Below are 10679 nucleotides of genomic sequence, written 5' to 3'. Positions count from 1 at the left end.
AAGGCGGTGGAATGGAAGACGCTCCACACGTCGTGTTCAGAAAGGGAGAACGATTCGTGGGTGACGTCGAACAGGCGCAGCACGTTCGCGTGAGTGACGATGCAGCCCTTGGGCGTGCCGGTGGAGCCGGACGTGTAGATCACATAGGCGGCTTGCGCGGCGCAGACGGCGCGAGGCGGGGCCGCGCGGGCGCGCTCGTCGGCGACATCGTCGAGGCCGATCGCGCAACGCGGCAGCTCATCGGCACGCGGCAGGCGTTCAAGCTCGTCGCGCGTGCCGACGAGGGCGATCATTGCGCTGTCGTCGATGAGGAAGCGCAGGCGCTCGTCGGGATAGGCGGAATCGAGCGGCACGTAAGCCGCGCCGGTCTTGAGGATCGCAAGCATGCCGATCGCGAAATGAATGTCGCGCCCGGACGCGAGACCGATGCGCAGTTCGGGGCCAGCGCCGAGATCGCGCAGCGTCCACGCGAGTGCATTGGCGCGCGCGTCGAGCTGTGCGTAGGTGAGCGCGCCGGCGTCGCCCGATACGGCAATGGCATCCGGATGCCGCGCGGCGATCTGCTCGAATGCATCGCACAGGTTCGCGTGCGATGGTATCGGCAGGCCGGTCGAAAACGTCGCTTGCGGATCGCGACCCGCCGGCTTCACTGGAACGAGCCGCGCGTTCGCGTCGTCGAGCGCTTCATGAAGCACATCCCGGAACGCATCGACGAACGTTTGCGGCGCGAGCTCGCCAAAGCACGAATCGTTCGTGTCGAAGTCGACGTAGATCGGCCGTCGCGCGCTAAAGTCGCGCACATAGACGCGCAGCGGATAGCTTTGCGCGGGCGTGCGCAGCGGCGTCACCGTCGTCGACGTGCCGTCGAACGTCGCGTCGTAGTCGTGCCGTTCATACGACAGGCTCACTTCGAACGGCAGCCGGCCCTGGTCGCCCGACAGGGCGTCGAGCGGATAGCGCTGATGGCGGAAATCGGCCTTCAGTTGCGCGCCGATCCGCGCGACGAGCGCCGCGAACGTGTCGGCGGGGGCCGCCGGCGTGCGCAGCACGCAAAAGCCGAGAAAGAGCCCGATCGTCTGCTTGTCCGTCGCGGTGCGCCGATTCAGGATCGGCAGGCCGATCGCGAGATCGCGTGCGCCGACGACGCGAAACAGCGTCGCCTGCAGAACCGCCGCGAATAAGTGGAACGGGCTCGCGCGTTGCGCGTCCGACCACGCATGCAGCGCGGCGGTGTCGGCCGCGCTCAGCTCTAGCACCGTGCGACGGTTCGACTGCGACGTTGCGCGCGGAAAATACTCGCTGTCGTATGACGCGAGACGCTCGGCCCAGTATCGGCGCGACGTGTCGCACTTGTCGGAAGCAAGATACGCGCGCTCGTCGGCGAGCATCGCGCCGACGCTCGTCTCGTCCCACGGCGAGGGCGCTTCGCCCGCCCTCAGCCGGTTGTACGCCGCGCACAAGCGGGAGTAGAAGAGCGAGGTGCCCCAACCGTCGAACAGCGCGTGATGGAATTTCGCATAGACGACGTAGTCCGCGTCGCCCACCTGGAGCAGCACCATCCGGTTGGCGATTTCGCGTCCGTCGGATGCGAACGGGCGTTTCGCGAAATCGTCGTCGATAAAGCGCCGCGCGGCGGCCTGCGGATCGGCGTGCGCGCGCAGGTCGAGCATCTCGCGTACGAAGTGCCCATCGTCGTGCACGATCTGGAACAGGCCATCGTCGCAGTCGTGCAGCGACGAGCGCACCGCCGCGCTGTGTTGCGCGATGAAGCCGGCCGCGTGCCAGAAGAGATCGACATCGAGCGCCCCGACGATGCGCGCCGCCGCGCCGATATGCGAGAGCCGATGGTCTTCATGGATGCTTTGCGCCGCGAGGATGTTGCGCTGTGCCGCCCGGAGGGGGTATTTCATCTGGCTGCCCGCCGTAAATTGGTTCGCTTTCCAAAATTATTAGGATGCCAATACATTGCGACGTTCGCGCGCACCAGAAACGCGAAACACGCGCAGCGGATGCGGCCATTCGCAAGTGACGGGAATTAAAACACCGCGCCAGCCGAGCGTCTGTCCCCCCAACGCCGGACAATGCGCGCGCCGCTCGTCATGCATTCCCGTGACAGACATTGGCCGCCACCGGTGCTCTAATCCGGCAGGCCGGTTCGCGCACCAGACGCGCGAACGTCGAATCCGGCGCGTTCGCGTCGTGTGAGCTTCATCGCCCTCAAACCGGGAAGGAATGCATGTCGCCGGGTCGTCGTTTCTTTTTTTTCTGGCTGGGCGAATCGTCGATGCAATTCGCCACCGCGCTGATGTCGTTCGCACTCGGCGTGTGGGTCTATCGACATTCCGGTTCGGTGACGGCCTTCTCGAATACGGTGATCGCCGCGACGCTGCCGTCGGTACTGATCCTGCCGTTCGCGGGCGGCCTGGCCGACCGGATCGACCGCAAGCGCATCATCGTGTCCGCCAACGCGGCGCTCGCGCTGCTGACGCTGCTGCTGCTTGCGCTGTTGTTCGCGGACAGGCTGCAGCCCGTGCATCTGTATGCGTTCAACGCGTGCGCGTCGACGGTCGGCGCATTTCGGACGCCTGCCTATCAGGCGTCGATCAATTCGATCGTCGCGAACGGCGCGCTGACGCGCGCGAATGGCCTGATGGGCATCGGCAAGAACGTGTCGACGCTCGTCGCGCCGCTGCTCGGCGGGATCATCATGGGCGGTGCCGGCCTGAATGCGGTTTTCACGATTCATTTCGTCGCGAGCGTCGCAGCGATGCTGTGCGTGCTCAAGGCGCTGGGGCAGCCCGGCACGGTATCCGCGGAGCCGGCGCGCGCGAACCGGCCGCTGCTGCGCGACGTGCTGGCGGGCATCGCGAGCGCGTTGCGCTTCTTCGAAGCGGAGCCGCTGATGCTCGGGCTGCTCGGCTACGTGATGATCCAGAGCGCGCTGATTTCGCTCGCGACGATGATGATCGCACCGCTCGTGCTCGCGAATCATTCGAGCGCGCAGCTCGGGCTCGTCTACACGTCGGCCGCGCTCGGCGGGCTCGTCGGCATGTCGTTCCTCGTCGCGACGACGAATCCGCAGCGCCTGATGCTGATCGTCGTGTGCGCGGATACGGTGCTGTCGCTCTGCATGCTGTCGATCGGCCTCGTTTCGGCCATGGCGTCGTATTGCGCGATCGCGTTCGTCGCGCTGGCGGCGGGCAGCGTCGCCGAAGGGTGCGGCAGCGCGCTTTGGCTGCGCAAGATCCCGGCGCGCAACAAGGCCAGCGTGCTGTCGTTCGTCAGCATGCTGATGATCGCGACGATGACGGTCGTGGTCGCGGTGGGCGGGTTCGTCGTCGATCGGGTGCTGGAGCCCGCGCTGTCGGCGGGCGGGACGTTCGCGCAGGCCGCGAACGCATGGTTCGGGATTGGCAAGGGCGGCGGCGTCGCGCTGCTGTTTGTCGCGGTGGGCGCGATGAGCGTGCTGCTGTGCGCTTGCATGTTCGCGCATCCGCGCATGCGACGGATCGACCTGCTGGTGCCGGACGAAGCAAGGTCCGCTTAGGGCGGGCTCACGCTATTGGCTTGAGGTTATTCCTTGGGATCTCGTGCAAGCACGGGTGACGGGAGAGGGCGAGAACGTTCGCGACGCTATCAACGGTGCACGTTTGCGTCAGCTAGCGCGGGATACTGCTTGTAAGGAACAGTGATTCTGAATTCTGGAAGGTGATAACGGGCGGCTGGGACCGCCCGTCCAGTGGCGCAGGAAACTAACTTTTCTTTCCGATGGCTAATGATTCAATCAATTTCTCGAGAAATCCGGTCATGTTTTTCGAGCTATTTGATTCGATTTTTGCTTTTGCAAGCTCGAAAGTCATCTGCCCTTTACTCAGGACATTATTTCGTTCGGTTTTCGACAGATTGCCAATCACATCGGAAACCACTTCCTTCTCACCGGATTCTAGGGCGCAAAGCAGCGCAACTCGTCGATTCGATATGTTTGTAAGTTCGTTGTGGTAGTAGCGAGTTTCGGAAAGATTGGCTTTGTATAAATTTAAGAAAAAGTAAGAAAAGAGCTCGATAACCAAAACCAAAGATAGCCGGGGAAGATAGGCGCGCAGAAAATCCAGAGGAGTGTCCCCGTGCACTTGAAGAGAAAGGGTCTGCCAAAGAACCCAAACACCTGAGCCGCTTAAGATAATCCCAAAAACCAAATTTAGATTGGCTCGATTGTGAAGACTGGAAATAGCCCGTTTGAGCCGAATCATGGTGTCGTCGTGCTCATCTTCGATCTTTTCGAAGAATGCAGCCTTTGCAGCATCTGACGCCTTTCGTTCGGCAAGAACGGATATGGTAGCGTCGGCTGCGTACTTGTCTATCTCAGTCTTGATGCTAGAAAGAATTTGCTCGCGTGTTTGATCGGTGAGGACGAGGGAGCCGATTTCTTTGTTGTGTGTAGCTGCTTGCTGCACCATTTGAGCTTGCAACTGGTTTAATCTCTGAATCAGTTTGTCGTTGGCTTTATTTGAAATGGGGCCGCTGTCTCGAAGATAAGCGAGCATGCCCACTCCAATTCCTAGAGTTGCCGTCGCCAATAGAAAACCGGAAAGTAACGGGCTCGACAATATCAATCTAAAGTATTTGGTGAGAGTTGCATCGCCAATAGTTAGTATCAACCCGGTGATAGCAAGAAACGAAACGGCGAACGCACTAGAAAACAGATTTCTAGTGCGCTGCTCCTTTCGTTTATCCTTTTCGTTAAGTTGATTCAATATTGCATCAATTGCCTTCATGTTGGGGCGGAGCGATTTTTCGATTTCGTCCGCGATATTTTCTGCCGGCCTCTCGTGGTCAATGTCAGCCATTTTAATTATTCCAGCGTGTAGTCAGAGGGAGCGTTGCTTAACCGTGCATCGCACGTTCCATTACTTCGCGGGCTGCGCGCCCCAATACTTCCTCCGACCATTGATTGATGCTTTCATCGGACAGGGCAGCAGCGATGCCAACGCGAGCATGCACGTTAGGATCGATGCGCAGCATTAGCTTTCCGGATGCGGGCTTTTGCGGTTCACGCCCCGCGCGCTTGCAGTCGTCAAGGTAGTGATCGACGGCCGCATGAAAGTCCCGTGTAAGTTCGTCCACCGTCTCACCGTGGAAACTGATCTTGTCGTCCACGCCGAGCACGTGGCCGACGAAAATGTTATCGCGCCCGTCGAAATCGATCCGGGCGAAATATCCCTTGTAAGTCATGGCGTTGTTCATGGCTTGATTCCCATTTCGATAAACCAGTCGCGCAAGTCCTCCACCTGATACCGCTTCGCCTCTTTGCCCGGATGCGGGCGGTGGTGATAGCGACGCGTGCCGTTCAGTTCGAAGGCGATGCGCGACCCTACGCCTTCGTGGATTTCGCCGCCAAGTGCGGCGACGAGCGTTCAATATCGGAGAACACGATCCCGCCCAATGTGGGCTTCGTGAAGATCGCGGCGAGGGTGCGGGCGTGTTTCGATTTCATGCGCAGATGATAGCAAAAAGTGCTATCAGCGTGCAATCAAAAAGTGATATCACGTCAATGAATCGCCCCCATGCGTCCGGCCGATTCTCCGGGCTTCTACGCGGTTCATGTGGTTGTTGTGGTCCGTGCGTCGGGCGCAGTAGCGGCAGCAGCGCAATCTGCGGGCGATCTCGGCGGTCGCTAGACCGTCGATGAGGTCGAGAAACTCCCGCGCCGTGCCGTGGCTTGTTTGGTCAGACACGATGTATTGTGTAGGGCTGCGTAAACTATCGTAAACCCGCTATCTTTACTCAGACGAAAGCCGTGCCGCAGCCAATGCGAGACATTGGAGAAGTTAGCAAACTAATTTGACATAATCAAGATTATCGATAGCTTGTGTTGTAGTAGCTTTTTAGAAATGTCGTGTTCTAGCCATTTAGAAATGTCGCGTTTGGACCTCGGTAAGCTTGCCGGCTCCCCGTCAGATCATGGAGCCGGCGATGCACCGAACAGCTCTGGTGACATTGAACATGCGAGAACTCGACCGTCTGAAGGTAATCCAGGCCGTGGTGGATTTGGGCCTGAAGCCTGGCCGCGCGGCCGAACGCCTGGGCCTGACGGTCCGGCAGATCGAGCGGCTGGTGATTCGATACCGGGAGTCTGGCGCGGCTGGACTAACGTCGCGCAAGCGTGGTCGTCCGGGGAACCGGCGATTGGACGAGGAACTGGCTCGGCGAGCGCTGACGATCATTCGCGAGCGCTACGCGGACTTTGGCCCGACGCTGGCCGCCGAGAAGTTGTCTGAGTGCCATGGCATCCAGTTGGCCAAGGAGACGGTCCGGAAGTTGATGACGGATGCCGGTTTGTGGGTGCCACGCCGGCAGCGGCCGCCGAAGGTCTATCAGCCGCGGGCCCGGCGCGCGTGCCTGGGTGAATTGATCCAGATCGACGGCAGTGACCATCGATGGTTCGAGGATCGGGCACCGGCCTGCACGCTGCTGGTGTACGTCGACGATGCGACGAGTCGGCTGATGATGCTGCACTTCACGCAGACCGAATCGACGTTCAGCTACTTCGCGGCAACGCGAGCGTATATCGAGTGCCACGGCAAGCCGGGGGCGTTCTATAGCGACAAGTACAGCGTGTTCCGCAACGTAACGCCGGGCAAGACTGGTAATCGGGTGACGCACTTCGGCCGCGCGATGTACGAGTTGAACATCGACACGTTTTGCGCAAACAGCAGTCCGGCCAAGGGGCGAGTCGAGCGAGCACATCTGACGTTGCAGGATCGCTTGGTCAAGGAGATGCGACTGCGCGGGATCAACACGGTGGCCGACGCCAACGCTTACGCACCCTCCTTCATGGCCGCCTACAACGCGCGCTTCGCGAAGCCGCCGAAGAGCGACTTCGATGCGCACCGGCCGCTGCGCGCCGATGAGAATCTTGACTTGGTGCTGACGTGGCGCGAGCCGCGGAAAGTCACGAAGTCGCTCACGGTGCAGTACGACCGAGTGATGTATTTGTTGGACGATACACCGGAGAATCGGCAGCTGATTGATCAAACGATCGAGGTTTGGGAGTACCCGGATGGGTGCATCGAACTGCGAACAGAGGGGCGCGTGTTGCCCTACAGGCAGTACGACCGGCTGGCCGAGATTGATCAAGCCGCCGTTATCGAACACAAGCGTCTGAGTCACGTACTCCTGGTTGCGCAGGCGATCCAGGCGCAGCGCGATAACAGCAGGATAGGTAAGGCACCGTCCCGCACACATCGAGGCGACTCGACCAAGACGAATCGCAACACCACTCAGCCGAACAAAAAGAAGCAGCGTGAGTTCACGCAGGCCGATGTCGAGAAAGTGATCGTGGATCTCGCCGAACGCAGACAGCCGCAACAGCCCGCACGCAAACCTAGCCGTCGGTCTGCAAGGGGCAATGACGCAAGCGTAAGCACCCTGCCCGTTCAGGATCCGCTCTTCGACACGGCGTGATCTGCAGCCCATGAGAAACAAATCATGAACCCCTGAAAACACGACATTTCTATTTAGCTGGTGCCCCGACATCTTGAAATGGCTACGACATTGGTTGTAGTGGCTAGATTGAAATGTCCGCTTTTCGGGCCGCGTAAGCTGTCCGGCCGCCGGGTGTCCGGCGCCGGAGGCTGCGATGGCTGCAACGGAGCGGATCACGATGACGATGCGCGAGCTGGACAGGTTCAAGGTCATTCAGGACGTGGCGGACGGCAAGCTCAAGCCGTGGCGTGCGGCCGAACGGCTGGAGTTGACGACACGGCAGATTCGGCGGCTGGTCGCCCGGCTGCGTGAGCACGGCCCGGCGGGATTGGTGTCGGGACATCGAGCGAAGCCCGGCAACCGTCGTCTGGATCCAGGAGCCGCCGACCGGGCCCTGTCGATCATCCGAGATCGCTACGCCGATTTCGGCCCGACGCTGGCTTGCGAGAAGCTCTGGGAATGTCACGGCATCCAGCTGGCCAAGGAGACGGTACGGCGGCTGATGACGGATGGATGACCATCTCATTCCCCTTGTCACATCATACGAAATAGTTGGATACTAGTAATGTTAATGAAGTCAATTTGGAAGAATAGCCGAGTGGCAACAATCTCGGTCACGCGTGCCATGCTTTCCGCAACTCCCGAAGGCAAAGCGTGTTGACTTTGTCAACTTTAAAATCAGTTTGACTTTTTCGTCAAAAAACCAAACGCTACCGGGACCGTTAGATGAAAAGAAGACACTTTCTTGGGGCCTCCACTGCTTTATTAGCAAGCAGTCCTATTCGAACATTCGCGCAAGGACACGGTCCAGCCGACGATCTTTTGCCACCAATTAACGTTTCAGCACCGACCGAACTTGCCCTCCCCATAGCCACGCCTAATGGCCCCGCCGGAGGGTATCATTGGGCAATAAATGGAGATAATATTCGCGGCGGCATATTTCAAATTGGCAAATTCAGATTAGTCAATGGAAAGAAAATTCTCGAAGCTGCTGCTGCCGGACGGTCGCGCGACGTGCTTTATGAATTTGGGTATGGGATGGAGCTTGCAAGAAAACAAGTTGTTCAAGCGCAAATTGCAACTTATGCCCTTTTCACTTCCTGGATTGCAGACATGGGCCGGCAAGGCATCACTGGCGCAAACCAGTATGGCCTCTCCGATACGACGTTTAGTGGCCTCACAACAGCATTTGGGTTGTTCAGCGACTACTATTTCAGTCACCTCCCGACTCCACCCATTGAGAGTTTTAAATTCTACGCCACTCCATTTTTCACCCTTTCAGCATACTACAATTGGATTCGGGGAAACGGAGATCCAAAATCAGTCGATCTTAAATCTTTGAGGCTTGGAATCGGCGTTCAGCAGATATCTCCGATAAGGGACATTATCGTCAACGATGGCATGGGACCTGGAGCCTATCGAATAGATGCCCGGTTCAGCACCAATTTATTGAGCGACCAAGAGTTGATTGTCGGGTCGGCACTTGGGCGAGTGAGCGGCCACATCCAAGGAGAGCTATTTTTAGGAAGTGATGATAGTTTCTATTTCAGAGGAGAATACACACTTAATCCAGACAAATTCGATTTTGACGCTTCACGGTCTCGTCCGTCGATACAAGAGGCATTGACTACGTTCGTCCGAAAAATTGGAGAATTTACTGATCACAAAGATTTCATGATCTATTTTACCGGGTCGCAACCACTCAACGTCAACGGAACGAGAGCCAGCATCAAAGCAATGAATCCAGATGGCACGCCAGCGGCGGTTCATACGCCACGAATCGGTGGTTTCGGGCGCAGACCATAAATCGATTTTACTGACCCTCGAACCGACATGAGGAAAGCTGAGAAGCTATCCTCATGCCAAAAAACCCGATTTTTTGATTATGGGGGGTAATTTTGACAAAAAAAATACTGAAATACTCGATCGGTTCCATTGGTGCGTTATTGATTTGCGCATTGGTCTTATTTGCCGTTTTAATCTACGTCAAAAATTGGGATGGTGGAGATGGTGCGTGCCCTCAAATGAGTCGTCGCGAAATAACGGGATTTGTTGAGGAGTACGCAAAACAAAATGGATCATCAAAAGTTATTTTTGATGAAAATTTCGAATACATCACCGACCTCCACCAATGGAAGGTTCCGTATCGATCTGATGGCCATCGGTATATCGCGAAAATGACGTGCCTTGGAATCATTCTTGATAATGTGGGGCCGTATGATTGACTCCAAATTCCGCCCGTAATATCGGGTTGGCAGCGGCAAGATGACAGGCCCGCTTCGAAAAGTCATGGTTCGCGGTCTCGAGAAAGTGGACCAACCACTGCCTCTAACGATGGCGGCCTACAAGCTGACGCGATTGAGATCGTTTGCCGCATAGCGCCCGCACTTCGCGCTCGATCGACTGCAGCCGGCCGACCAGCTTGCGCACCGGTCAGCTCGCGCGCGGCATCGTGACCGCACGGCCAACGGCGTGCTCTTCATGACGCTGAGGACGAGACGGGCTAGGTCAACGTGATCCTGTGGCCCGGTCTGTTGGGGGCAGTTTCGGAAAGAGGCGCTCGGCGCTGCGATGCTGGCCGTGTACGGCGTATGGCAGGCAGAACGTTCCGCTGATTCGCGAGCAAAGTCGATGCAGCTGTTCGAGGATGGAATCGGCTGACGCGCTCCAGACGAACGGTTTGCAGTTTTCGTTGTAGTGGGAGACAAAGTGATCGATTCGCTTGATCAGTTGTTTGACCGAGCCGAACGAGCCTCTCCGGATCGCTTTGTCGATTTCGCGCAGGAACGACAGGAATTCCTGATGTCGATGACGTGGCTTGCAGGTAGCGAGCAAGGCACGATTGAGCACATTCAGAGCGGCAAACAACGTCGTGGTGGCATGACGGACGTAATCGTGAGTGACGCCTTCGACGTAGCCGAAACCCATCTGCAGCATAGATTGCGTGCGCTCGAGCGCCTGACACTGGCTCTTCTCGTTCACGCACAGCACCAGCGCGTTCTGCGGTGGACTCAGGTTTGAAATGTCCGCTTTTGGGGTGCTGCCGAACGACTGGGCCTAACGGTCCGGCAGATCGAACGGCTAGTCCATTGAACCAATGAAATTGCACTGATCTAATGGTGCATGGGCAAAATGAATCTGAGCGAAGCCGAGCGGGAAGAACTGCTGTCGATGCAGCGCAGCCGAACGATGGC

General features: G+C 58.1%; 7 protein-coding genes and 3 pseudogenes. 5 read left to right on the top strand and 5 right to left on the bottom strand.

Features of this window, described 5'->3' with window-relative positions:
- Nucleotides 1-1910, bottom strand: a 1910-nt coding sequence (locus HWX36_RS26210) for a condensation domain-containing protein (protein ID WP_175956058.1), incomplete at its 3' end; no start/stop codon positions are given.
- A gap of 326 nt (nucleotides 1911-2236) precedes the next feature.
- Between HWX36_RS26210 and HWX36_RS26205 the strand changes: the two genes are divergently transcribed.
- Nucleotides 2237-3547: an MFS transporter gene (locus tag HWX36_RS26205; protein WP_175956057.1), complete on the top strand. Its 1311-nt coding sequence runs from the start codon at nucleotides 2237-2239 to the stop codon at nucleotides 3545-3547.
- A gap of 205 nt (nucleotides 3548-3752) precedes the next feature.
- Here HWX36_RS26205 and HWX36_RS26200 read toward each other — a convergent pair whose 3' ends face one another.
- From HWX36_RS26200 to HWX36_RS37350, 3 genes are read right to left on the bottom strand one after another with little or no spacing between them, the layout of a single operon-like run.
- Nucleotides 3753-4847, bottom strand: a complete 1095-nt coding sequence (locus HWX36_RS26200) for a hypothetical protein (RefSeq protein ID WP_175956056.1) — start codon at nucleotides 4845-4847, stop codon at nucleotides 3753-3755.
- Nucleotides 4848-4884: 37 nt separating this feature from the next.
- Nucleotides 4885-5244: a type II toxin-antitoxin system HicB family antitoxin gene (locus tag HWX36_RS26195; protein WP_175956054.1), complete on the bottom strand. Its 360-nt coding sequence runs from the start codon at nucleotides 5242-5244 to the stop codon at nucleotides 4885-4887.
- The gene (locus HWX36_RS37350; protein WP_244136523.1) at nucleotides 5241-5351 is read right to left on the bottom strand and encodes a hypothetical protein; all 111 of its coding nucleotides are present in this window, start codon (nucleotides 5349-5351) and stop codon (nucleotides 5241-5243) included. Before HWX36_RS37350 ends, HWX36_RS26195 begins: the two co-directional genes overlap by 4 nt.
- A gap of 622 nt (nucleotides 5352-5973) precedes the next feature.
- On the opposite strand from HWX36_RS37350, the gene HWX36_RS26185 reads away from it, so the two are divergent.
- The 4 genes and pseudogenes from HWX36_RS26185 to HWX36_RS37345 all read left to right on the top strand — a co-directional run.
- Nucleotides 5974-7464 (top strand): ISNCY family transposase, encoded by a 1491-nt coding sequence (locus HWX36_RS26185; protein ID WP_175956053.1) that lies wholly within the window; start codon nucleotides 5974-5976, stop codon nucleotides 7462-7464.
- Nucleotides 7465-7639: 175 nt separating this feature from the next.
- A pseudogene (locus HWX36_RS26180) lies at nucleotides 7640-7996 on the top strand (helix-turn-helix domain-containing protein); the annotation flags it as partial.
- Between the two features lie 215 nt (nucleotides 7997-8211).
- Complete coding sequence (locus tag HWX36_RS26175) at nucleotides 8212-9291, top strand: lipid II-degrading bacteriocin (RefSeq protein WP_175956050.1); 1080 nt, start codon at nucleotides 8212-8214, stop codon at nucleotides 9289-9291.
- 585 nt (nucleotides 9292-9876) lie between these two features.
- Nucleotides 9877-10146, top strand: a pseudogene (locus HWX36_RS37345) (hypothetical protein); the annotation flags it as partial.
- Here HWX36_RS37345 and HWX36_RS26165 read toward each other — a convergent pair.
- Nucleotides 10090-10500: pseudogene (locus HWX36_RS26165) on the bottom strand (IS630 family transposase); the annotation flags it as partial. The pseudogenes HWX36_RS37345 and HWX36_RS26165 sit on opposite strands and share 57 nt — an antisense overlap.
- Nucleotides 10501-10679: the final 179 nt, after the last annotated feature.

Source organism: Burkholderia sp. BCC0405, assembly GCF_902833075.1.
Lineage (GTDB): Bacteria > Pseudomonadota > Gammaproteobacteria > Burkholderiales > Burkholderiaceae > Burkholderia.
Note: the sequence above shows the minus strand (reverse complement) of the source record. Positions and strands in the feature narration are given on the sequence as shown.